The sequence below is a fragment of the Ponticoccus sp. (in: a-proteobacteria) genome, from assembly GCF_048381735.1.
On the sequence record NZ_JBLXGL010000010.1, the window covers coordinates 154,771 to 178,794 of the forward strand.

Here is a 24,024-nt window from a genome sequence, read left to right on the forward strand (position 1 = left end):
ACCTGAACAATGAGTATCGACTACGCCGCCAGACTGGCCGACCGCGTGAAACTGACCGAGGAGCACCTGATCACGCGGATGCTCAACATCGCGGACGGCCTCGATGATGTCATCAAGATGGGGCGCGGCGATCCCGATCTCGACACGCCCGCTCATATCATCAAGGCAGGTCAGGAGGCGCTTGCCAATGGCGCCACCCATTACACGCATCCGCAGGGCATCCAGCCGCTCCGCGAGGCCATCGCCCGGAACATCCGGGACTACGGTGGCGCCGCCTATGACCCGGACGAGATCATGGTCACGCCGGGCGGGCAGCACGGCATGTTCGTGATCGCTCTGGCGCTGCTGAACCCCGGAGACGAGATCATCGTGCCCTGTCCGGGATACAACCCTTACAGTCAGGCTGCCGAGATGACCGACGCCAGGGTCGTCAAGGTCCCGATGGGTATGGAGACGAACTTCACGCTCACCGCCGACATGATCCGGCCACATATCACCGACCGCTCGAAGATCCTCGTGCTGATCAACCCGAACAACCCGACAGGCACGGTCACGCCGGTGGAAGAGGTCCGCAAGATCGCGCAACTGGCGCAGGAGCACGATCTGATCGTCATCTCGGACGAGATCTATTCACGGCTGACCTTCGGCAACCACAAGGTGCTGCCGGTGGCCTCTATCCCGGGCATGCGCGAACGGACCATCACCCTGTCGGGGTTTTCCAAGGCCTATGCAATGACCGGCTGGCGGATCGGCTACCTGGCGGCGCCGCGCGAACTCATTACGCCGATGTCGGAAATCAACCACGCCTTTGCGATCTCGACCGCCGCCGTCAGCCAGCACGCCGCGCTTGCCGCCGCGTCCGGGCCGCAGGATTGCGTCGAGGAGATGCGCCGCATCTACGATGAACGCCGCCGCGCCATCTGCGAAGGCCTCGATGCCGTCGGCATGCGCTACGCGGAACCGCAGGGCGGTTTCTATGTCTACGCGGACGTGGCCAGCCTGGGGCTGGGGATCACCGCCGGAACCTTCTGCGAACGGCTTTTGGCCGACGGCAAGGTGATGATGTACCCGGGCACGATCTACGGCGATCACACCGACGATTTTGTCCGCATGTCCATGACACAGCCGGCGGACCGTATCCGCGTGGCCATGACGCGCATCGGTGAGGTCGTGGCCGCCATCCGTGCGGAACGCGCGGCCCCTGCGGACGCCTGACAAGAAAAGGAGGAGACAGAAATGAACGTAAAATCCGACAATCCCAACGTGAAGGGCATCAAGCACATGGCCTTCGCCGTCAGCAATGTCGAGCAAACGCTGCAGTCCTATTCGAAGTACCTGCACGTCCCGGCCGATACCGAGATCACGCATTTCCCCAAGTCCGGCAACAAGGTCGCGCTCTTTTACCTCGGTGGGATCGAGTACCAGCTTTGCCAGTCGACAGAGGCGGACGGGCGGTTCGCCTCCTGGATCAAGGAGCGTGGCGCCGAGGGGCTGCATCACATCTGCTACGAGGTCGACGACATCGACAAGGCGCTGTCACATGCGCAGGCACAGGGCGCAACGCTGCGTGAATGCAAGGCCTGCAAGAAGACCGGAAGCCATGCCCATCCCGAAGGCTGGGTCGCCTTTCTGGACAACGATGCCGGGGGCATCGAGATCGAATTCATGCAGGTCTACACGCCCGAACAGCTGGCGGCCTACGAACGTTCGGGGGCAGAAGCAGTATGAGTACGCAGGAAAATCAGGTGCTGAGCGTCGGCTCGGCCAGTGCCAAACCCGGCGAGATGGTGCGCGGCTATATCCCGGCCGGGGATCTGGCTGGCGGTGTGAAGGTCGAGATTCCGGTTGTCGTCATCAACGGCGCGAAACCCGGGCGTGTCTTCTGGGTCAACGGCGCGATCCACGGCGACGAGCCGGAAGGCCCGCGCGCCTGCCAGTTGGCGATGGAGCGGATCGACCCGGCAGAACTCAGCGGTGCGGTCGTTCTGGTTCCCGTGGTGAACCCGCTGGCTTTCTCGGCGGCAGAGCGGGGCAATCCGCTGGACACCTTCACCTATGACATGAACCGGATCTATCCGGGCAAGCCCGGCGGCTATTTTTCGGACCGGGTCGCGCATGCGCATTGGCAGGCCATGAAGGATGTGGCCGACCTCGAGATCTCGATCCACTCCGGCGGCGCGCATTCCTTTCTCGACAAGGCGATTTTCGTCGACGAGTCGCCCGAGGCGGTGGAGCTGGCCAAGGCCATGGGCGATGGCTGGGGCTGCATCATGTCGAACTTCAATCCGTCGGGAAGCCCGATGGCGGCGCTGCGCGCCGAGGGTCGGACCGGCATCACCGTGGAGCTGGGTGGCCGCTCGGCCACATCGCCCGAGCGTTTCCGCTATGTGGCCGATGAGCTGGCCAAATCGATCCTGAATATTCTCTACCACTACAAGATGCTGGACGGCACCGCCGTCTATCCCGACCCGTGCTGGAAAGGTGTTCAAGAGGCGCTTCTGGCCCCTGCTTCGGGGATTTTCCTGCCTGAAGAGGGCGTCGATTTCCTGACGATGATGAATAAGGGCGACCGGATCGCCCGGATCGTGAATGTTTTCGGCGACGAGGTGGGCGAGCTGAAGGCGCCGGCAGACGGCATGTTCTTCGGGCTGCGCGCGCTGCCCAATGTCAACACCGGCGACTGGTGCTGCTTCTTCTGCAAGGTGGAGGGTCCGCGTGACTGACGCGAAGGGGCATATGGCGCATGAGCGCGATTTTCTGGGCTACGGCGCTGCGCCGCCGAAGCTCAGATGGCCCAACGGCGCGGGTCTCGCGCTGAATTTCGTGCTCAACGTGGAAGAAGGTTCGGAATACTCCATCGGAGACGGCGATCCGGCGTCGGAATCCGCGTTGCTGGAGGTGCGGGCCACGCGCGTGCCCGAGGGCGACCGCGATCTCGCTGCGGAAAGCATGTATGAATACGGCCATCGTGTCGGGATCTGGCGGATCTTCGACCTGTTCCGCAGCCGTGGGGTGCCTCTGACGATCTTCGCCAGCGCCGTTGCCCTGGAGCGCTGCGCCCCCGTGGCCCAGGCCATCGCAGAAAGCGAATGGGACATCTGCGCCCATGGCTGGCGTTGGATCGAGCATTACAAGCTCGATCCCGAGACCGAGACCGACCATATCGCGAAGGCGCATGCGAGTATTCTGGCCAGCACCGGCAAGGCCCCGCAGGGCTGGTACTGCCGCTATGCCCCGTCAGAGCGGACGCGCGAACTGGTGGCCGGGCACGGGGGCTATCTGTATGACAGCGACGCCTACAACGACGACCTGCCCTATTGGACAGAGGTCGCGGGCAAGGCGCATCTGGTCATGCCCTACACGATGGTCAACAACGACGCGAAGTTCCTGGCGGGGGATGTGTTTTCGTCGAAGGATTTCTCGGACTTCCTGATTGACGGGTTCGAGGTTCTGGCCGCGGAAGCGGACCGGGTGCCGCGCATGATGTCGATCGGTTTGCATTCGCGGATCATCGGCCATCCCGGACGGGTCGCGGCATTGGTCCGGTTCCTCGATCACCTCAAGGATCGCGACGACGTCTGGATCTGCCGCCGCGAGGACATCGCCCGGCACTGGATGGCGGAACAACCGTTCAGGGCCGGCGCATGACCGGCCCCGACATAACGACCGGGCAGAAGGTGACGCTGATTGCGGCGGACGCCACGGTCTTCGCCCCCTACGGGCGCTTTGTGACGGTGCCCGATGTCGCGGGGACCCGGCTGTTCTATTCCGAATGCCTGCACGAAGGCCCCAAGGGTGCAGCGCCCGTTCTTCATACCAATTGCGTCCCGCAGGCGCAGCTGCCGCTGCGCTGCACCCGGATCGAGCGGCACCCCCATGCGGCACAGTGCTTTCTGCCGCTCGATGTGTCGCGCTACGTGGTTCTCGTGATGCCTTCGGATGTCCGCGGCGCACCGATGACAGAGGCGGCAATCGGGATGGTCCTCCCGGGGGATCGCGGCGTGATCTTCCATCGCAACGTCTGGCACATGGGGGCAAGCGTACTGGACCGGACCGGTCATTTCGCCGTCCTGATGCGGCGCGGCGGCACGCAGCCAGACGACGAGTTCCGCGACATTCCCCCCCTTCTTCTGCAATGACGCGCGCGCCGCGCGCCGACGAAAGGCCTACCATGACCCGGACGATCGAGCTTTACGTTCCCGCGATCACACCCTTCACCCAAGACCTTTCGGTCGATACGGGGCGATTTGTCGACCATTGTCAGGCGCTTCTGGCAGCGGGCGCACACGGCCTTGCCCCTTTCGGGACAACCAGCGAGGCCGCCTCCCTGACACTGGCGGAACGCATGACCGCGCTCGAGGCGCTGATCGCCGCCGGGATAGACCCGGTTCGGCTGATCCCCGGCACGGGCTGTCCCGCCGTCGGCGACTGCGTCACGCTTTCGAAACACGCAACCGAACTGGGCTGTCGCGGCACGCTGGTCCTGCCGCCGTTCTATTACAAGAATGTGCCCGAGGATGGCGCTTTCGATGCTTATGCCCGCATGATCGACGCCGTGGCGGATGACCGGCTGCGGGTCTATCTCTATCACATCCCGCAGATGAGCGGGGTGCCCATCACCCTTGGCCTCATCGAGCGGCTGATGACGGCCTTTCCGGGGATCATCGCCGGGCTGAAGGACAGTTCCGGCGACTGGGAGAACACCCGCGCCGTTATCGACGCCTTCCCCGACCTTGCCACCTATTCGGCGTCAGAGTCGCTTATCCCCCGCAATGCGGCCAGGGGCGGGGCGGGGTGCATCAGCGCCAGCGCCAATGTGAACCCTGCGGGCATCCGCCGCCTGATCGACGCGCTTGGTACGGAGTCCGAGGCCGCCTGCCACGAACAGGTCTCTGCGGTACGGACAATCTTCGAAGGCCTGCCCCTCATCCCCGCGATCAAGGCGGCGGTGGCGGCGCAAAGGGATGACGTCGGCTTTGCCACGGTCCGGCCTCCCTTCGTGGCCATGGCCGATGCCCGTCAGGCCAAGATAAAAGAGGCGGTCATCGCCGCCGGACCGCAGGGCGCCTGATGCGGGGCAGGGCGGGGACATGACCAGCGGACCGGTGATCATAACGGGAGCGGGCGGTTTCGTCTGTTCCGGCCTTGCGCTGGGATGCGCGGAAGCCGGGCATGAGGTGATCGCTATCGACCGGGCTTTCGACGGCCCGCCCGGACATGCGGGCATTCGCCAGATCAGGGCCGATCTGGCCGCCGGTCTGGAGGGCCTTGACCTTCCTCGGCCCGGCGCGGTTATTCACGGCGCGGCGCTCACGGCAGAGCCCGAGGCCCTCGGGATCTCGGTCGCCGGACACCTCAGGGCCAATCTCTCGCTGCATCTGGGCTGTCTCGACTGGGCAAGGTCCGCTGGCGCAGACCGTTTCCTGTTTCTCAGCTCGATGGGTGTTTTCGCGCCTTCGGACGGGCAGGGGCAGGCGGCGCTGACCGAAGCGGATGCTGCCCGGGGAACCGGACCCTACCGGACCGCGAAGCAGACCGGCGAAGCCATCACCGCCGCCGCCGCCGAAAGCGGGTTCGCCACGCTGTCGCTGCGGCTTGGCAATGTCTTTGGCCCGGGCGAACGGATGCGCCCCTCGCGGCCCTGGCTGAGTCTGGTCGGCAGGATGATTGCGCAGGGTCGCTCGGACGGGGGCAGGATCAGCCCGGGCTCGGGTCGGAACTTGCGGGAGTGGATGTGGCTGCCCGACCTCGCCGCCGGGATTGCGGACCTTCTGGGCCAGATGCCCACCCTGGGCGGTGTGCTGCACGCTGGCACGCCACCAGTGCTCTCGGATTACGATCTGGCGCAACAGGTCGCCACCCGGATACCGGGCGCCACGGTGGACACCGACAGTCCGGCGGGGCCGCCATCGCGGCCGCCCATGGCCAGCGCGCGGACTACGGTGCTCGGCGATATCGACTGGACACCGATCGGCGACGCGCTCGACCGGCTGTTTGCCACGGGGGGCAAGGCATGACCCGCCCTGTCAGGCTGATCGTGGTGGGGCTGGGGGCGCGGGCCCGCATCTGGCTGTCGGTGATCGACGCACGAGAGGACGTGATCCTCGCCGGGCTTGTCGATCCGTCGGAAGATGCCCGGAAAAATGCGGCACAGCGATACCCGAACCTGCCCGTCTCGAATGATCTGGCCGCGCTGGTGGCCACGGTCAAGGCCGATGCCGTGCTTCTGGTCACGCCGCCGGGCGGACGCGAGACGCAGATCGAGGCCGCGATTGCATCGGGGCTGCATATCATCGCGGAAAAGCCGCTCGCTGACAGCGTTGTACTGGCGGAACGCTATGTTGCGGCGGCAGAGGCGGCGGGGCTGCACCTGATCGTCGGTCTGAACTTTCGCTACCTTCCGGTGACAATCGCGCTGCGCGACCTGCTGGCATCCGGTCGGATCGGCAAAGCCGCCTTCGCCCGCTTCACCTATGAGCGCTGGCGGGACGGCACCCTGCCGCGGCTGAACAAGTACCCGTTGACGATGGATCAGCCGATGCTGTGGGAGCAGTCGATCCACCACTTCGACCTGATGCGTTTTGTCTACGCGCAAGAGCCGGTGCGGATCTATGCCCGCACCTTCAACCCCGAGTGGTCCATGTATCGCGGTGACGCGAATGTTTCGGCCCTGATCGAATTCGACCAGGGCATGATCGTGAACTACCAGGGCACCTGGCAGGGCGGCGTCGACCGGCTGGATTTCGAATGGCGCACGGATTGCTCGGACGGGGTTGCGCTGCAACGCGAGATGTTCGGCGACCTCGTGGCCGCCACACGGACAGAGCCCGAGTATTCGACCGTGCCGCTTGCACCGCTGGAGCCATGGATCACCGATGCGACGGCACTGCTTGCAATGATCGCGAACGCGCTGCACGGCCGTGCGGCCCCCGAATGCACCGGTCGCGACCACCTCCTGTCCCTCCGGATGCTGGATGCCTGCATCCGGTCGTCCGAGACGGGTCAACCCGTCACCCTGGGGGACCCGGGGTCGTGACCATGCAGAAAGGAACCCGACAGGAAGATATCGCTCCCGATCTGTCCGGGCCCCGGCGGCCCGTGTGCTCTCTGCCAAGAACCGAGGAATATCATGCGCCGTTTTGAACTTCTCGCTACCTGCGCCTCGTTGCTTGCGCTGACCGCAACCGTTCAGGCCCAGACAATTCCCGACGACACGCTCGTCGTCGGTCTCAGCGCGGATGCCAGTACCTTCGAGCCGGCAGAGATCCGTTCTCTGGACAACGCCAATATTGCCGAGATGATCTACACCTCCCTGACCCGGATCGGGGGCGACGGAGAGATCCTGCCCCGGCTCGCCACCTCCTGGGAGGTGTCGGAGGATGGCCGAACCTGGACCTACAGGATTCTGCCTGACCAGACCTGCGCCGATAACGAGCCGCTGACCGCCGATGACGTTGCCTATTCATGGAACCGCGCGGCGGACCCGGCCAATGCGTTCGCCGGAAACACCCCTGGCTTCGTCTATACCTCGATGGGTTTCGAGCGCGCCGAGGCGCTGGACGACACCACCGTCGCGATCCATATCCGCGAGCGGAACCCGATGGCGCTCGGGTTTTCGTCGCAGGTCTTCCTGCATTGTCGTGACAGCTTCGAAGCGATGACAGGGGACGAAATCGCCCGGTCGCCCGTTGCGTCCGGGCCCTACAGGCTTGCCGAATGGAGCCCGGGTTCGGAGCTGGTACTGGAGCGTTGGCGGGAAGGCCACGGCCATTTCGACCGCATCCGCTTTCGCGTGATCCCCGAAGCCTCGACCCGGATTGCCGAACTTCTGGCGGGCAACGTGGACATCATCACCAACGTCCTGCCCGACCAGAGCGACATGATCAACGCCAGCGGCATCGCCGAGGTTCAGGCGGTCCAGGGGTTGCGCCGCATGTACATCGGCTTCAACCAAAGTCCCGAATTCGACGGGATCTCTGGTACGGCGATCCGTGATCCGGACGTGCGGCGGGCATTGCAATATGCCGTCGATGTCCCGCTGATTTGCAGTCACCTTCTGAATTTTGACTGTAAGCGGGCCACGGGGATCGTGAACCCGCCGAACGATCACCCCGATCTCGACCCTTATCCCTACGATCCGGCATTGGCCGAGAAACTCCTGGACGAGGCCGGATATCCGCGCGGCGAGGACGGTGTCCGCTTCGACATCGTGTTGCAGGCTCCGCGCGGGAGGTATCTGAACGATGCCAACGTGGCGCTTGCCGTCGGGGCTTTCCTCGATGACGTCGGCGTGGCGACCGAGGTCGAACTGATGGAATGGTCTTCGGTCTATGTCCCGCTGATCCGCCAGCATCGGGCCGGGCCGCTGTTCTTTCTCGGGTCCGGTGGCGCGCTGTGGAGCCCGCTATACGACATGGCCGCGTTGGCGACTGTGGACTCCGGTCCGAACTATACGAACTGGGCCGACCCGCGCTGGTTCGAGCGCTGGCCCGACCTGATGAACGCCGCCACGCCCGAGGATCAGCGGGCCATCATTAACCAGATGCTCGAAGTCTTCTACGAAGACGGTCCGTGGCTGCACATGTACTACCAGCCAGACTTTTACGGCGTGGGACAGCGTGTCGACTGGACCGCCCGGCGCGACGAAAGGCTTGGCCTCTGGGACGCGCGCCTCGCATCCGACTGAGCGCCCATATGGTTCCTTCCATGCCCTGGGCGGAACCCGAACAACCAATGAGAGAGGACAAATCATGATCAGGACCGGCATTATCGGCGCCAGTTTCGCCCGCGACGCCTATCTTCCCGCCCTTGCCCATATCGAGGGCGCGCAGGCCGTTGCCCTCGCCTCGGGCCGGATGGAAAGCGCGCGGGCAGCCGCCGCGGCGCACGGGATCGGCGCCGTCTACGACGACTGGGAAAAGATGCTGGCAGAGCAGGATCTTGACCTTGTCTGTATCGCGACCCCGACGGTGCTTCACGCGCCGATGGTCAAGGCGGCGATCGCGCGCGGAGCCCATGTGCTCTGCGAAAAACCCACGGCCATGAACGCGGGCGAGGCCCGGGATATGCTGGGTGCGGCGCGGGCGGCAGGGCGGCTGCACATGATCGACCACGAACTGCGCTTCAACCCGAACCGCATGCGCGTGGCCGAGGCGATCGCCCAGGGCGATCTTGGGGAAATCAGGCACGTCAACATCACGAATATCGGCGCCTCGTGGAATGACCCGGCATCGCGGCCCAGGGGCGACTGGTGGTCCGATGCCGCGCAGGGCGGCGGTCGTTTGGGCGCAAACGGCAGCCATCAGGTCGACATGTTGCGCTGGTGGCTGGGTGAGCCTGCTGCCGTTGTGGGGCAGGCGCTGACCGTGGTCCCGGATCGCCGCTGCAAGCACACCGGCGACCGCTGGACGGCAACCGCGGACGATCTGTCGCATTTCACGCTGGAGATGCGCTGCGGCGCGCTGGCCAATGTTTTCATGTCCGGTGTTGCGGCTGCCAACATGGGCAATGAAACGCAGATTTTCGGTTCCAAGGGCACGATCACCCTGTCGAATTCCGACGAACGCCTCTACTTCGCCAAGGGCACCGGTTCCTTCGAGGAGATCACGGTCGACGATCCCGACGCCCGCCTTGCGGGGCTGAACAAGGGCATCTGGAACGTCTCGGTTCTGGGCGCCTTGCGCGAACTGACCGCGGCCATCGCCCAAGAGCGCGAACTGTCGCGCGGTGCGACCTTCGTGGACGGGCTGCGCAACCAGATGGTGCTCGACGCGGTTGTCGCCTCGACGACCTCGCGCGCCTGGGTGGATCTGGACATGGACAGTGCGACGTGAAGGTTCCACCGATTTCCGACCAGCGTGTCTGTATCACCGGCGCGGCACAGGGTTTGGGTGCTGCAATCGCCCGCGCCTTTGCCGCGCGCGGGGCCGAACTTGTCCTGATGGATATCGACGTTCACGGCCTCGCGGCGCTGAATGCCGCGCTTGGCGGAACCGCAACGGTGATTCCGGCGGACCTCTCCGACGCCACGGCCTGCCGGCAGGCGATAGGGCGCATGAAGGCTGCGGGCGGGCCGGTTGACACCCTGATCCACAACGCCGCAATCCTTCGGCCCGAACCGTTCGATCAGGTCAGCCTGGACACCTATTTCGCCACCGTGAATGTCGGGCTACAGGCGGGGTTCCTTCTGGCGCAGGCGGTCTGGTCGGGCATGAAGGCACGGGGCGGCGGAGCGCTGGTCTTTGTGTCCTCGCAGTCGGGCATCAAGGGGTTTGCCGACGAAACCGCCTATTGCGCGGCGAAACACGGGCTTGAGGGGCTGTCCAAATGCCTGGCGCTGGAAGGCGCCGATCATGGCATCCTGTCCTGCACGATCACGCCGGGACAGGCGATGCAAACCCCCATGTCCGAACAGAACTACCCGCCGGAACTGAAGGCCCGGTGGGTCGACCCTGCAGCCCTTGCGCCGGCTTTCCTGACCATCGCCGAAACCCGCTCTCCGGCGTTCAACGGTCAGCGCCTGAACGCCTGGGACCTGTCGAACCGGAAGGAGACCACGCAATGACCCGCGCCATGCAAGAGATTTACGACTACATCGACGCCCATGCCGATGAATTCGTGGCAGACCTCCAGAGCTTTGTGCGACAGCCCTCCATTTCCGCGCAGGATATCGGATTGCAGGACTGCGCCGAGCTGCTGCGGGACATGATGCATCGCGATGGTTTGCCCGCCGACCTGCACGCGCTGCCAGAGGGGCCGCCCGTTGTATTCGGCGAGGTCAAGAGCAGGAGTTCGGCCAAGTCGCTCTTGTGCTACTCGCATTACGACGTGCAGCCGCCCGAGCCGATCGAGGCCTGGACTCATGGCGGCCCGTGGTCCGCCGAGATCGTCGACGGCGTGCTCTACGGGCGCGGCGCCACCGACAACAAGAGCGGTGTGCTGGCCTTCAACAAGGCGGCCAAGGCGTTCCTGGCGGTGCGCGGCGACGTGCCCGTCACGCTGAAGCTTCTGATCGAGGGCGAAGAGGAAATCGGCAGCCCCAACCTTGGGCCGTGGTCGGAACGCAACAAGGACATGCTGGCCGCCGACGGGATGCATTGCCTTGACGGGTCGTTGGAGATCGGGGCCGATGTCCCGGATGTCTCCCTTGGGCTGAAATCCATCCTCTTCGTCGAACTGGTGGCGCGCGGGCCGCGGACCGACGTGCACTCCCTGAATTTCCCTCTGGTGCCGAACCCGGTCTGGGATCTGATCCACTGTCTGGGGACGATCATGGACCGCGACAGGAATATCCTGATCCCCGACTGGGCCGAGGGCATCTATGTCCCCGACGAGGACCACGAAGGGTTCCTGCGCGACAAGGCATCCCGCATCGACTTCGACCTGCTGCGCGAGGAAATGGGTGTCGACTCATTCGTGCTGGGCCGCGACGGTGTCGATGCTCTGCGCGCCCGAACCTATGAGCCAACGGCGAACATTCAGGGGATCGAGGCAGGATACATGGGCAAGGGCACCAAGACCATCGTGCCCGCCGAGGCACGGGTGCGGCTCGACTTCCGTCTGATCCCGAATATCAGCCCGATCAAGGCCGCAGAAAAGCTGCGGGCGCATATCAAGGCGCAGGGCTTCGACACTATCGAGGTCAATACCTTCGAGCGGGCCGAAGAGCCCTACAAGATCTCCGCCAAGGAGGACATCGCGGGCTCGATCATCGCCGCCGCGCAGGAAGTCTATGGCGAGCCGCCCATCGTCAACGGTGTCTCGGCGGAAGGGGCGGTCCTGCGCCACGTCTGGATACCCTGTGTGCTGACGGGCTTTGCGAACCCCGGCTGCAACCTTCATGCCCCCGACGAGAACATTCACGTCGACAAATACATCAAGGGCATCAAGTACGCCGCCGCCATCATGGAACATTTCGGACGCACCTGAGCGCGCCAGAAGGAGCCTGACATGACCGGGATCGACATCCCTTTCGACACCTATCACGACTACGACACGATGACCGGCTACCTGCGGCAGCTGGCCGAGGCCCACCCCGAAATCGCCACGCTGACCAGCATCGCAAGGTCGCATCGGGGGCGCGACGTCTGGTTCATGCAGATCACGAACCCAAGGACCGGGAAGGCCGAGGACAAACCCGGTTTCTACATCGATGCCCAGATTCACGCCGAGGAACATGCGACATCGGCCACCGCGCTGTATGCAATCTGGTATCTGCTGTCGAACTACGGACAGGACGAAGAGGTCACCCGGCTGGTCGACAGCCAGGTTTTCTACATCATCCCCCGCATCAATCCCGACGGCGCCGAATTCGCCCTGAAAGCCCCCTATCACCCGTGGTGCGGCAACGGGCGTTTCCTGCCGGGCGAAGACCGGATTTCCGGCCTGGTGCCCCAGGACATCGACGACGACGGCTATATCGTGAACATGCGGGTGCCCGACCCCAGGGGCGAATGGAAAAAGGACGATGTGGACCCCCGCATCATGGTGCAGCGGGAACCGGGCGAGGAAGGGGGCGAATACTACCGCATCTATCCCGAGGGCCTGATCCGGGACTACGACGGCCTGCATGTGGAGATCGAGCAGGGCGAAGACGGAAACATGAACCGAAACTTCCCCATCAACTGGAGCCCACGGGAGTATGGCGCGGGCGAGTATCCCTTCTCCGAGCCCGAAGCGATGGGGATCGGGCGTCTCATTCTCGATCATCCGAACATTGCCGGCATGTGCGCCTACCATACTCATGGCGGCATCATCCTGAGACCCTCCATGATGAAGCTGGACGCGGATATGAGCCCGCGCGACCTGGCCTTGTACAAGGACCTCGGTGCGGTGGGCGAACGGCTGACCGGCTATCCCACCGTCTCGGTCTACGAAGAATTCACACCGGACAAGTCAAAGGTCCGGCACGGCAGTCTCAAGGATTGGGTCTACGAGGAGAGGGGCATCATCTGCTTTTCGACCGAGCTTTGGGATCTGGAGCGGACGGCGGGCGTGCCCAAGGAGGGCTACTACAACCTTGGCCCGCGAGACGCGGAAACTCAGCGTACTGTCTTCAACTGGGTTATCGAGAACCTCGGGGATCACGGCTTTCGTGACTGGACCGGGTTCGACCACCCGCAACTCGGGCCGGTCGAGATCGGCGGGATGGTCTATATCTGGAGCTACAGGAACCCGCCCGGTCACCTTCTGGAAGAGATCTGCCACAACAACACGCTGTTCAATCTTCGGCACGCCGCATCCGCCCCGCAGGTCCGGCTCGACGACGTGTTCTGCGAGGCCCTTGGCGAAGATCTCTTCAGGATCTCCGCTGTCGTGTCGAACCACGGATACCTGCCAACGAACCTGTCGGACGTGGCACTTGAAAAGGGTGTCGCCAAGACGGTCAAGGTCGCGCTGCGCACGGAAGGCGCGGAACTGGTGATGAACGCCGCCGAGCAGGATCTGGGCCATCTCGCGGGACGGAACGAACGGAAGTACCTGTGGTCGCCTTGGGGGCAGCAATGGTCCGCGGTCACCCGCAAGGCGGAATGGCTGGTGCGTGGGCGCGCCGGGTCGGCCTCCTGCGTTGTGGAACTGAGTTCGGAAAAGGCGGGGAGTACGCGGCAGCGGATCGATCTCTGAGCGAGCCCATGCCCATGCCCATGCCCATGACCGTGGCGTGGCCAGACGGCCCTTGCCACGCGGGCGGCGATCCGATCGCCGCCACGCCAACCCGTTCGGCTTTGATAGCGGTCCGGACGATTTCCGCCTCGGCTCGAACGTCGCCGGGCGGCGGGGCGGTGTCTCCTGTGGTCAGCCAGGGGCGGCCTTTCCCGTTTTCGCTAGGGCTCCCGCCGGAAAGCCGCGACGGGAAAATGCCATGCTCGACGCCGCCACGGCAGCCGCCAAGCCGAAGGGGGCAAGAATGCTCCTGCGCAAAACCTCTCTGCCCTCCTTGATTCGATATGTTTCTGAAAATACAACCGGTGATCAAGTGAGGCCATGTGCAGGGCCGGTTGCGCTATGTGATATGGCTTGCGTGTATCATCGTGCGTTTGCGATACTTCGGGCCATGACAGAGAACACGACTGGGTCCAGAGAGGCCCCGAGCCTGCGCATTCGCATCCTCTTCGGCGAGGACGCAATGTTGGGGCCTGGCAAGGCCGACCTGCTTGAGCGTATCCGCGATACCGGCTCCATCGCGGCGGCCGGGCGCACAATGTCCATGAGTTACAAGCGCGCGTGGATGTTGGTCGAGGAAATGAACACGGCATTCCGCGAGCCGTTGGTCGACTCGACGAGGGGGGGTGCCAAGGGTGGTGGCGCCCGGTTGACCGATGCGGGGGCGGAGGTTCTGGCCAATTACCGCAAGCTCGAAGAAATCATGGCAGAGGCGGGCGCGGCGCGGATCGGCAATATCCAGGCGATGCTCAAGGATATTCCTGACGGAAAATAACGCTTGCCTGGTGGGCATCGGCTTGCGATATATTCCTCCGACTATATCAGTAGCCGGGAGACCGCTCATGTTCCGTTCACTCCGCCTTCAGGTCACAGCAATCCTGACATCTGCCGCCGCTCTGCCGCTGGCGGCCCATGCGGAGGAAATCAATGTCTTCGCGGCAGCCAGCCTGACCAACGCGCTTGCCGAGATCGAAACGAACTTCGAAGCGGCCACCGGCCACGACCTGGTGATCTCGCTGGCCGGTTCGTCGGCCCTGGCGCGCCAGATCCAGCAGGGCGCCCCGGCCGATATCTTCATCTCGGCGAACCCGGGCTGGATGGATGCGCTTGAAGCGGACGGGCTGGTCGAGGCAGGGACGCGCTTTGATCTTCTGAGGAATTCCATCGTGCTGATCGCCGCCGGCGCCGATGCCGCGCCGGTCGAGATCGGGGCGGACATGGATCTGGCGGCTTTGCTAGGCGACGGCCATCTTGCCATGGCGCTGGTCGATTCCGTGCCGGCGGGCATCTATGGCAAGGCCTCGCTGGAGGCTCTGGGGCAATGGGACGCTGTCGAGGGCAGGGTCGCGCAGGCCGACAATGTGCGCGCCGCCCTCTCTTTCGTCGCCGCGGGCGAGGCGCCCTACGGCATCGTATACGCAACCGATGCCGCCGCCCAGGACAGGGTCACCGTCGTCGGCACCTTCCCGGCGGACAGCCACCCGCCGATCGTCTACCCGGCGGGGGATCTGGCCAATCGCGACTTTCCGGCAGAGACCGAATTCCTCGATTACCTGCGTGGTCCCGAAGCGCGGGCGGCTTTCGAACGTCAGGGCTTCGTGGTCGTCTCCGAGTAACACGTGACGGATTGGCTCGGCCCCGACGAGTGGAGGGCGGTCGCCCTCTCACTCCGGGTTTCGCTGTGGGCGACGGTGGTCAGCCTGCCTTTGGGGATTCTGACGGCCTATGCCCTGGCGCGATGGAGGTTTCCCGGCAAGCAGCTGTTGAACGGGATTGTCCATCTTCCGCTGATCCTGCCGCCGGTGGTGACGGGGTACATCCTGTTGCTGACCCTCGGCACGCGCGGCCCCATCGGCAGCACCCTGTCCGATTGGGGCGTCGTCTTCGCCTTTCGCTGGACCGGGGCGGCGCTGGCGGCGGGAACCATGGCATTCCCTCTGATGGTCCGGGCCATCCGGCTGTCGATCGAGGCGATCGATCCCAAACTCGAACAGGCGGCTTCCACCTTGGGGGCTTCGCCGCCCTGGGTCTTCCTGACCGTGACCCTGCCGCTGGCGCTGCCGGGGATCATCGCGGGCGCCATCCTCGCCTTCGCCAAGGCCATGGGTGAATTCGGTGCGACGATCACTTTCGTTTCCAACATTCCCGGACAGACGCGGACCATCCCCTCGGCGATCTATGCCTTTCTTCAGGTGCCGGGAGGAGAAGCGGCGGCGATGACGCTGGTGATCGTCTCGGTCGCCGTCGCGATGGGCGCGCTTTTGCTGTCCGAGTTGATCGGGCGCCGCGTGGCCGCCCGCGTCGGAGGGGTGTGATGCTCGAGGTGTCCTTGTTCCATGCCTTCGGGGGTTTCACGCTTGACGCTCATTTTCGCACCGCCCCGGGCGTGACGATGCTGTTTGGGCGGTCGGGGTCGGGCAAGACGAGCATCGTCAACGCGGTGGCGGGGCTTCTTTTGCCTGACGAGGGGCGCATTGCATCGGGCGACTGGACGCTTCTCGACACCGACCGAGGGATCCGCCTCAAGCCGCACCGCCGCCGCCTTGGCTATATCTTCCAAGAGGGGCGGTTGTTTCCGCACCTGACCGTGCGGCAGAATTTGTCCTACGGTGCCTTGTTTGCGCCAAGGGACGCCCCGCGCGAGGATATGGGGCGCGTGGTCGACTTGCTTGGCCTTGGCCATCTGCTCGAACGTCGTCCAAGGGCATTGTCCGGGGGTGAGAAGCAGCGGGTCGCCATCGGTCGCACGCTGCTGTCGGCGCCGCGCCTGATCCTGGCCGATGAGCCGCTCGCGGCGCTTGACGAGGCCCGCAAGGCCGAGATCCTGCCCTATTTCGAGCGGCTGCGCGACGAGATGGCGATACCGATCGTCTATGTCAGTCATTCCGCCTCCGAGGTGGCGCGGCTGGCCACCACTGTGGTTGCACTGGACGCGGGCCGGGTCGTCGCGCAGGGGCCGGCGGCGGAGGTCCTGGGAGATCCCTCGGTGCTGCCTGCGGGTGCGCGCGAGGCGGGTGCCGTTGTAACGGCGCGCGTGCTGCGCCACCATGAGGACGGGCTGAGCGAACTCGATGCGGGAGGATTGTCGCTGTATCTGCCGCGGGTCGAACAGGCGCCCGGCGCCGCCTTGCGCGTCCGCATCGCCGCCCATGACGTGATCCTGTCGCGCGCCCGGCCCGAGGGTTTGTCCGCGCTCAACATCTTGCCCGGCGTGGTTCATGACGTCCGGTCGGGCGAGGGTCCTGGCGCGCTCGTTGCGATCGACACCAAGGCGGGGCGCGTCCTCGCGCGCATCACCGGGCGCTCGGCGGCATCGCTCGGCCTGGCCCGGGGCGGAGAGGTCCATGCCGTCGTCAAGGCGGTCTCGGTTGCCCCGGCGGACATCGGAACCGGGGAGTAACGCCGCTGACCCGTGCCAGCGTGTCCATTGTGCCGGCTCCGCGAACCCGTTCTGCTTGGGCATGGACATGGCCTCGACGGGCCGGTTCCTCGGTCAGGGGCCCAGAAAAAAACGCGGCCCTCCACCGGGGAAGGGCCGCGCGCGTTCAGGGGGGCATATGAGCGGGGAGGATCCTAGCCCAGTTGAACGCTAAGGGGGTCGTGGGCGTAGACCCAGGCCGGATCTTCCGGTTCCTTCAGCCAGGTATTGGCGTTCGAGATGGTCTGCACCTTGGTGGCGCGCTCGCGCCGGGTCGCCTCGTAAAGGGCAAAGGCGCTGGCGTAATCCTTTGTGCCGACCTCCTCGAGGCAGCGGGCCAGCACGGCGGCATCCTCGATTGCCATGCAGGCGCCTTGGGCCATATGCGGGCGCATCGGGTGGCAGGCATCGCCCAGCAGGCAAAGGCGGCCCTGGCTCCAGAGGTTCAGGGGATCGCGGTTCCAGAAGGGCCATTTGGTGACCTCTTCGGTGGCGTCGATCAGCGCGTTCACCACGGGATGCGAGGCGCCGAAGGTCGCTTCCATCTCTTCGCGCGAGCTGTCGACAAAGCTGGCCTCATGTGCCCAGCCGTCCACCGGCACGCCGGTCACATAGTAATACTCGGAATTGTTGCTCTTGGTCGCATAGGCCATGATGTGACGCGACTGTTCCCACCACCATTTGACGCAGGGCTCAAACTCGACACCGGAGGCGCGCAGCTTGTCCATGTTGACCAGCGCTCGGTGACCGACCCAACCGGAGAAGCGGGGCTTTTCGACGCCCAGCAGCTTTTCGCGGATCATCGAGTTGATGCCATCCGCACCGATCACCAGCTGGGCCGCGACCTGCTTGCCATTGGCAAAGGTGAGAAGCACGTCGCTGTCGCGCTCTGTGATATCGGTCAGGCGGTGGTCGAAATGCAGCCGGTCCTGCGGTAGGGCGGCGATTTGTTCGGCGTGCAGGTCGCCCCGGTGGATGGTGATGTAGGGCGCGCCGTATTCGCGCTTGGCATAGTCGCCAAGCTGGATCCGCGAGAGATAATCGCCGGTCATCCCGTCGCGGGAGAACCAGTAATCCGGGTGCGAGCCGATGGCGGCCAGCCGATCCTCGAGACCGATGCGGCGGAAGACCTTCATCACGTTGGGGCCGATATGGATGCCGGCGCCAAGGCGGGTAAAGACCGGGGCCTGTTCAAAGCAATGCGCGGAGAAACCCGCATCATCCAGCAGCGCCATGGCCGCCGCGCCACCGAGCCCCGCGCCGATAATGGCGATATCCACCTGATCGATCGAGTGCATGTCAGTTCCTCTTTGCCGCTGCAATTATTGTTTGTATGCTAACAAATGATCCGGCGCCGGTCCAGAGCAATGATGCGCGAAACATGTATCTTTTCAGCGCATCCGGCCTGATTTCAGAAAAATCAGGCCGGAGTTCAGGTTTTTCGTGATGGGCATTTGTTCAAGTGATGGGGCGCGCGCCGCCCTTAGGGCCAGGCGGGCAGGTCCGGCGCGTAGCGGGCGCGCAGGTAGGCGCTGAGCCGTTCGATCTGATCCGCGCTCAATTCGCCTCCAAAGGCGGGCATGTCGCGCAAATCATGGCTGAAGGGCGCGACAAGCCCGTCGCGGATCACCGTGGTCAGGGCCTCGGGCGAGGGGGCGCGAATCGCCATCGATTGTCCAAGCGGCACATGGGCGGCGGTCGCAGTGCCGTCAATCGCCGGTTCATGGCAGGTGGCGCAGGCGCTTTCAAACAGGCGATGGGTGGCGTCGGGCTGGGCGGGCAACTGCGGTGCCGGAGTGGGCATGGCATCTGCTTCGGTCAGCGAGGCGAGATAGGTCGCCATGGCGCGAATATCTGCATCGGGCAGGGGGCCAAGGCTTTCAACCACATCCGCCATCGGGCCCGAGGCGGCGGCGAGGCCGGGGGCGATGCCATGGCGCAGATAGGCAAAAAGGCTGTCGGCGTCCCAGCCCCGCGCGCCCGCCGAAGCACCGGCCAATGCGGGGGCAAACCAGCCCTTGATCATCGCGCCGGACAGGGCCGCGGCCCCGCCCTGCTCCGCGCCAAGCGCGTTGCGCGGGCTGTGGCAGGCGCTGCAATGACCTGCCCCTTCGACCAGATAGCGGCCGCGGTTCCAGGTCTCGCTCTGGGCGGGGTCGGGGGTCAGTTCGGTCGGGTTGTGGTAGATCAGGTTCCAGACCGCATTTGTGGCGCGCAGGTTGGTGGGGAAGACCATCTGCGCCTGCGGCACCTCGGCCCGCACCGGCGGCAAGGTCTGCAGGTAGCCATACAGCGCATACATGTCCTCATCGTTGATCTTGGCGAAGGAGGTGTAGGGGAAGGCCGGGTAGAGGTTGTGACCCTCGCGGCTGATCCCCTTCCGCATGGCGCGGTCAAAGGCCGTGAAGCTCCATGCCCCGAGGCCGGTTTCGGGATCGGGGGTGATATTGGTGGTGTAGATCGTGCCAAAGGGGGTCTCTACCGCGCGCCCGCCGGCATTGGCGGGGCCATTCTCGGCGGTGTGGCAGGTGGCGCAGTTGCCAAGGGCAAAGACCTCGGCCCCGCGTTGCAGAAGCTCGTTGGAAAAACTGCCTGCGGCGGGGGCGCTGCCGGGCGGGATCGCCCGCGCCATCGGCAGGGCAACCGCCCCGGCGGTGAGCGCGCCGCCAAGCGCGGCAGCCATCGCAAGGGCGCGCGGCTTGCGGCGCGATTTCGTCGGGATCATGCCGGGCAGGGCGGGGGTGGGAATTTCGCGCGGCGCAATGCCGAGGGCGCTGCGCATCTTCTCGGGCGTAAAGGGCGCCTCGCGCATCCGCACCCCGGTGGCGTCAAAGATCGCGCTGGCAATTGCGGCAGCAGAGGGCACAGCGGCGCTTTCGCCCACCCCAAGCGCGGGCTCTTCCGGGCGCGCGATCAGCAGGGTCTCGATCTCGGGCGTCTCGGGGAAGGTCAGGATCGGGTAGTTTGCCCAGCTTTGCGGGGTGACGGTGATCTCGTCAAAGCTCACCTCTTCTTTCAGCACCCGGCTGGCCGTCTGATTGACGTTTCCGTGGATCTGGTGGCGCACCCCGTCGGGATTGATGACCAGACCCTGATCCTGACCGACGAAGACGCGGGTCAGGGTGACCTCGCCGCTTTCCATGTCCACCGTGACATCGCAGACCCAGGCGGCGGCGGCGGCGGCCGTGCCGGGAAAGGCGCCGTGCACATAGGTTGCATAGGCAAAGCCGGTGCCATAGGCCATCCGCCCTTCGCGCCGCAGGCGCGGGGTCTCGTGCCGCTGCCATCCCGCCGCCTCGGCAGTGCGGCGGATCAGATCCGCGGCGCGGGGGTCGTCGAGATGGGCAAGGCGGAAGTCGACCGGGTCCATGCCCGCCTCATGGGCCATCTCGTCGATGAAGCTTTCATGCGCGAAGGTATTGGGCAGGGCCGAGACGCCGCGCATCCAGGCGGCCCGCACGATGGGGGCCATGTCATGCACGGTGATGCGCTTGTGCGGGATGCGGTAGGGCGGCACGGTGGTGCGGTCGCCCATATCCGACGGGCGCGGCTCGGGCGAGACGGCGCCGGTGAGCAGCAGCGCGAGGTTCGGGCCGCGGTTCGAGGGATACCAGGTGTCGAGGCTATAGGCGTGCAGCGCCCCGTCCTTGAGGCCGCCGGTGATGTCCATCAGCTGTGCCGCGCCCTTCGGCTCCCACAGGTGTTCCTGCGCACGGGTGAGCTGCACCCGCACCGGACGCCCCAGCGCGCGCGCCATCAGCAGGGCATCGCCGCAGACGTCATCGGCGCAGTTGCGGCCATAGCATCCGGCCGCCTGATAGCGGCGGATCTCGATCTGTTCGGGCGGCAGGCCGGTCAGGGTGGAGAGATCGCCGCGCAACATATGCGGGTTCTGGCTGCCGGACCAGACTATGGGGCGACCCCCGTTCCAATCCGCCACCGCGCAGGAGGGGCCGATGGAGCCATGCAGGTGATAGGGCCAGACATAGCTGCGCGTCAGGCTGCTGTCGGCCTCCGCCAGCCCTTGGTTGAAATCGCCGGTCCGGTCAAGCGCGCGGGGCGTCGAGGGCTGGTCGCGGATCGCGTGGCGCAGGTCGCCGAGGTCCGGCGCGGCGGGGGGGCTGCGCCACTGGACCGGCAGCGCCTCGGCAATCGCCTGCGCCTGATCGGCGCGGGCTGCGACCACGCCGAGGAAGTCGCCTTGGTGCACCACCGCGAGGAAGCCGGGCATATGCCGCACGGCGTCTTCGTCAAAGCCGATGAGGCTGGTGCCGATAAAGGGGCCGCTGTCGCGCCCGGTATAGGGTGGGCGGATCACATGGCCATGCACCATGCCCGCCACGTCGACATCGTGGATGTAGGTATGCTGGCCGGTGACCTTGGCGGGCAGATCCTTGCGGGCGGTTCTGCTGCCGACGATCTGGTAATCGGCGGGGGATTTGAGACGCGTGGCGGGATCAAGCCGCAGCATCTCCTCGCGTCCTTCCAGCAGCGCCTCGAAGGCAACCGAGGTGTCTTTCCAGATCACAACCCCGTCGCGCAGGGTGACGCCGCCCTCAGGCGCGTTAAGGCGGCGTGCGCCGCGGGCGGCCAGTTCGGCGCGCAGTTGCGCCGCCGCAAGGCGCAGGGGCACGGCGGCGACCTGGATGGTCTCAGAGGCGATGGTCGGCCCCTGATCCGGGGTGCGGTCGGTGTCGCCAAGGATCACCTGCACCCGCGACAGGGGCAGCTCTGCCTCCTCGGCGACGATCTGCGCCAGCGCCGTCTCGATCCCGGTGCCAAGGTCGACATGGCCGTTGAAGGCGGTCAGCACGCCGGAGCTGTCGAAGGTGACGAAAATCTCGCGCCCCGTTTCGGTGTCGCGGTGTACGGAAAGGCTGCCAAAGGGGAGATCGGTCATCAGGAAGCAGCCTTGTCAGAGGGGGTGGCAGCAAGGAGGGCTGCGGCGCGCCGCACCGAGGCGAGGATTTCCGCATGGGTGCCGCAGCGGCAAAGGTTATGCGCGAGGGCGGCGCGGATGCATGCCTCGCTGGGGTTGGGCTTTTGCCGCAGCAGGGCGACCGCGCTCATCACCATGCCGTTGAGGCAATAGCCGCATTGCGCGCCCTCCTCGGCGACAAAGCCGGCCTGCACGGGATGCAGCGCGCCGGTTTCCGAGTCCGCCAGCCCTTCGAGGGTGGTCACGGAGCGGGCGCCAATCTTGCCCACCCGCAGCACGCAGGCGCGGGCCGGGGCGCCGTCGACCAGCACGGTGCAGGCGCCGCATTGCGCCATGCCGCAACCGTATTTCGGCCCCTTCAGGCCCAGTTCGCTGCGCAGCACGTCGAGCAGGCTGCGATGAAGATCGAGATCAAGGTCATGGTCGATGCCATTGACCCTCAGATGCGTTGACCCTGTCGCGTCAGTCATGATGCGGACCTCCCCGGCTCCTGGCAGTATGCCCGAAGCAATCCTGCACATCAGATGTATTTTTGTACGCACACAAACAAATTTCATCCTCCGACGCAAGGCAGCAGCGCAGGGTAATTGTCGTTTACCCTTGTCACGCGACCCCCTGCCAACCATGTATGTACACAAACAAGCCTTGCGGCAGGGCGCAGCGCCAGCGCGACCGGTCGGCCGCCTCGGGGTTGCCTCTTTGTGCGGGCCATGTAAACGGTGAGACCAATGTGCTTTAGTGGAAAGATGCGGCCATGGCGCCCCGGACCCTAGACGAGACCGCAGAGCAGCTCAGCATCGCCGCGTCGGACTATGTGCTGGACGAGCAGGTCGGCTTCCTGATGCGCAAGGCCTATCAGCGGCACCAGACCATCTTTGCCGAGCGGATGATTGGCGGGCTGACCGCGACTCAATTCTCGATGTTGTTCCGCCTGTTTCAGGTGCCGGGGCCGATCTCGCAGAACGCGTTGGGCCGGCTTGTGGCGATGGATGCGGCCACCACCAAAGGGGTTGTGTCGCGCCTGCAGGCGCAGGAGCTGATCACCGCCGAGCGCGACACCGAAGACAAGCGGCGCTACATGTTGCGCTCCACCGCCAAGGGGCGGGCGCTCATTCAAGAGGCGCTGCCGGTGGTGATGGGCATCACCGAGGCAACGCTGGCGCCGCTGACCAAGCGCGAGAGCGAGACCTTTCTGCGGCTGCTCGCCAAGCTCTGCTGAGCGGCCGGTGAGCGCGTCCAGATCCAGCCGCCGCAAGCCCGGTCGTCCGAAAGAGACCGACAGCACCGACCTGCGCGACCGCATTCTGGACGCGGCGGAACTGGAGTTCGCCGACCACGGTTACAATGGCGCGCGGATGCGCGATATTGCGGCGCGCGCCGGGGTCAACCTCGCGCTGATCGGCTATTACAACGGCTCCAAGGGCGCGCTGTTCGAAGAGGTGGTCCGCCGCAAGGGCGCGCGGATCGCCGCCGCACGGCATGCCAACCTTGACGCGCTTTTGGCCCGGACGCCGAACCCTCGCCTGCGCGAGATCGTGCGCGCCTACCTGCAGCCGCAATGGGACATGAAGGAAAGCGGCCCGCCCGGGGCGGCCTTTGTGCGCCTGCAGGCGCGGCTTCATGCCGAGCCCGAAGCCCGCGCCCTGCGGCTGCGGCGCGAGATCTACGACCCCGCTGCCAAACGCTACATCGCCGTTCTGGCCGTCGCCTTGCCGCATCTGAGCCTCGAGGAAGTCAGTCTCAGGATGGCCTTTCTGGTCGGCACTTATCTTTTCATGCTGAACGATCTTGGGCGAGTCGGTGACCTCAGCGACGGGCAGATCACGGCGCTGGGAAAAGACGCGCTTCTGGACCACTTGCAGCGTTTTCTGTCAGCCGGTTTGCGGGCGGAGTGACGTGTAAGATGCTGAAATAAAATGAATTCACAAAAAGTGTATTTTTTAAACTTGTTTCTATACGAACGAAAAACTAAACAGGTGATTAATTAATATACAAACAGGTGCAG

General features: G+C 65.1%; 22 protein-coding genes. 19 read left to right on the plus strand and 3 right to left on the minus strand.

Features of this window, described 5'->3' with window-relative positions:
- The first annotated feature begins 9 nt into the window (after positions 1-9).
- The 17 genes from ACN5KJ_RS16340 to modC all read left to right on the plus strand — a co-directional run bounded on the left by ACN5KJ_RS16340 (position 10) and on the right by modC (position 17,062).
- A complete protein-coding gene (locus tag ACN5KJ_RS16340) occupies positions 10-1,215 on the plus strand; it encodes a pyridoxal phosphate-dependent aminotransferase (protein WP_418595045.1) in 1,206 nt (401 codons plus the stop codon).
- Between the two features lie 21 nt (positions 1,216-1,236).
- A complete protein-coding gene (locus tag ACN5KJ_RS16345) occupies positions 1,237-1,728 on the plus strand; it encodes a VOC family protein (protein WP_206563600.1) in 492 nt (163 codons plus the stop codon).
- Positions 1,725-2,723 carry a succinylglutamate desuccinylase/aspartoacylase family protein gene (locus ACN5KJ_RS16350; protein ID WP_418595046.1) on the plus strand — a complete coding sequence of 333 codons (999 nt, stop codon included), beginning with the start codon at positions 1,725-1,727 and terminating at the stop codon, positions 2,721-2,723. Before ACN5KJ_RS16345 ends, ACN5KJ_RS16350 begins: the two co-directional genes overlap by 4 nt.
- Positions 2,716-3,648 (plus strand): polysaccharide deacetylase family protein, encoded by a 933-nt coding sequence (locus ACN5KJ_RS16355; protein WP_418595047.1) that lies wholly within the window; start codon positions 2,716-2,718, stop codon positions 3,646-3,648. The genes ACN5KJ_RS16350 and ACN5KJ_RS16355 overlap by 8 nt, the downstream gene beginning before the upstream one ends.
- Positions 3,645-4,139 (plus strand): ureidoglycolate lyase, encoded by a 495-nt coding sequence (locus tag ACN5KJ_RS16360; protein ID WP_418595048.1) that lies wholly within the window; start codon positions 3,645-3,647, stop codon positions 4,137-4,139. Before ACN5KJ_RS16355 ends, ACN5KJ_RS16360 begins: the two co-directional genes overlap by 4 nt.
- 32 nt (positions 4,140-4,171) lie before the next feature.
- Positions 4,172-5,071, plus strand: coding sequence for a dihydrodipicolinate synthase family protein (locus tag ACN5KJ_RS16365; protein WP_418595049.1), 900 nt, complete (start codon positions 4,172-4,174; stop codon positions 5,069-5,071).
- Between the two features lie 19 nt (positions 5,072-5,090).
- The gene (locus ACN5KJ_RS16370; RefSeq protein WP_418595050.1) at positions 5,091-6,017 is read left to right on the plus strand and encodes an NAD-dependent epimerase/dehydratase family protein; all 927 of its coding nucleotides are present in this window, start codon (positions 5,091-5,093) and stop codon (positions 6,015-6,017) included.
- Positions 6,014-7,036: a Gfo/Idh/MocA family protein gene (locus ACN5KJ_RS16375; RefSeq protein ID WP_418595051.1), complete on the plus strand. Its 1,023-nt coding sequence runs from the start codon at positions 6,014-6,016 to the stop codon at positions 7,034-7,036. The genes ACN5KJ_RS16370 and ACN5KJ_RS16375 overlap by 4 nt, the downstream gene beginning before the upstream one ends.
- A gap of 93 nt (positions 7,037-7,129) precedes the next feature.
- Positions 7,130-8,686 (plus strand): ABC transporter substrate-binding protein, encoded by a 1,557-nt coding sequence (locus tag ACN5KJ_RS16380; protein ID WP_418595052.1) that lies wholly within the window; start codon positions 7,130-7,132, stop codon positions 8,684-8,686.
- A gap of 64 nt (positions 8,687-8,750) precedes the next feature.
- Positions 8,751-9,833, plus strand: coding sequence for a Gfo/Idh/MocA family protein (locus ACN5KJ_RS16385; protein WP_418595053.1), 1,083 nt, complete (start codon positions 8,751-8,753; stop codon positions 9,831-9,833).
- Positions 9,830-10,564, plus strand: a complete 735-nt coding sequence (locus ACN5KJ_RS16390; RefSeq protein ID WP_347168593.1) for an SDR family oxidoreductase — start codon at positions 9,830-9,832, stop codon at positions 10,562-10,564. Before ACN5KJ_RS16385 ends, ACN5KJ_RS16390 begins: the two co-directional genes overlap by 4 nt.
- Complete coding sequence (locus ACN5KJ_RS16395) at positions 10,561-11,928, plus strand: M20/M25/M40 family metallo-hydrolase (protein WP_418595054.1); 1,368 nt, start codon at positions 10,561-10,563, stop codon at positions 11,926-11,928. The genes ACN5KJ_RS16390 and ACN5KJ_RS16395 overlap by 4 nt, the downstream gene beginning before the upstream one ends.
- A gap of 21 nt (positions 11,929-11,949) precedes the next feature.
- Entirely contained in the window at positions 11,950-13,623 is a 1,674-nt protein-coding gene (locus tag ACN5KJ_RS16400; protein WP_418595055.1) for a M14 family metallopeptidase, read from the plus strand.
- A gap of 502 nt (positions 13,624-14,125) precedes the next feature.
- On the plus strand, positions 14,126-14,437 hold the full coding sequence (locus tag ACN5KJ_RS16405) for a winged helix-turn-helix domain-containing protein (protein WP_418595068.1): 312 nt from the start codon (positions 14,126-14,128) through the stop codon (positions 14,435-14,437).
- A 67-nt stretch (positions 14,438-14,504) separates the two neighbouring features.
- Positions 14,505-15,278 carry a molybdate ABC transporter substrate-binding protein gene (gene modA / locus ACN5KJ_RS16410; protein ID WP_418595056.1) on the plus strand — a complete coding sequence of 258 codons (774 nt, stop codon included), beginning with the start codon at positions 14,505-14,507 and terminating at the stop codon, positions 15,276-15,278.
- A 3-nt stretch (positions 15,279-15,281) separates the two neighbouring features.
- Positions 15,282-15,977, plus strand: a complete 696-nt coding sequence (modB, locus tag ACN5KJ_RS16415) for a molybdate ABC transporter permease subunit (RefSeq protein ID WP_418595057.1) — start codon at positions 15,282-15,284, stop codon at positions 15,975-15,977.
- On the plus strand, positions 15,977-17,062 hold the full coding sequence (gene modC / locus ACN5KJ_RS16420) for a molybdenum ABC transporter ATP-binding protein (protein ID WP_418595058.1): 1,086 nt from the start codon (positions 15,977-15,979) through the stop codon (positions 17,060-17,062). The genes modB and modC overlap by 1 nt, the downstream gene beginning before the upstream one ends.
- A gap of 173 nt (positions 17,063-17,235) precedes the next feature.
- On the opposite strand, the gene ACN5KJ_RS16425 is transcribed toward modC, so the two are convergent.
- The 3 genes from ACN5KJ_RS16425 to ACN5KJ_RS16435 all read right to left on the minus strand — a co-directional run bounded on the left by ACN5KJ_RS16425 (position 17,236) and on the right by ACN5KJ_RS16435 (position 22,489).
- On the minus strand, positions 17,236-18,378 hold the full coding sequence (locus ACN5KJ_RS16425) for an FAD-dependent monooxygenase (protein WP_418595059.1): 1,143 nt from the start codon (positions 18,376-18,378) through the stop codon (positions 17,236-17,238).
- Positions 18,379-18,563: 185 nt separating this feature from the next.
- Positions 18,564-21,980 (minus strand): molybdopterin cofactor-binding domain-containing protein, encoded by a 3,417-nt coding sequence (locus tag ACN5KJ_RS16430; protein ID WP_418595060.1) that lies wholly within the window; start codon positions 21,978-21,980, stop codon positions 18,564-18,566.
- Complete coding sequence (locus ACN5KJ_RS16435; RefSeq protein WP_418595061.1) at positions 21,980-22,489, minus strand: (2Fe-2S)-binding protein; 510 nt, start codon at positions 22,487-22,489, stop codon at positions 21,980-21,982. The genes ACN5KJ_RS16430 and ACN5KJ_RS16435 overlap by 1 nt, the downstream gene beginning before the upstream one ends.
- Positions 22,490-22,773: 284 nt before the next feature.
- On the opposite strand from ACN5KJ_RS16435, the gene ACN5KJ_RS16440 reads away from it, so the two are divergent.
- Positions 22,774-23,238: a MarR family winged helix-turn-helix transcriptional regulator gene (locus ACN5KJ_RS16440; protein ID WP_418595062.1), complete on the plus strand. Its 465-nt coding sequence runs from the start codon at positions 22,774-22,776 to the stop codon at positions 23,236-23,238.
- A gap of 7 nt (positions 23,239-23,245) precedes the next feature.
- Positions 23,246-23,914 carry a TetR/AcrR family transcriptional regulator gene (locus ACN5KJ_RS16445; RefSeq protein WP_418595063.1) on the plus strand — a complete coding sequence of 223 codons (669 nt, stop codon included), beginning with the start codon at positions 23,246-23,248 and terminating at the stop codon, positions 23,912-23,914.
- The last annotated feature ends 110 nt before the right edge of the window (positions 23,915-24,024 follow it).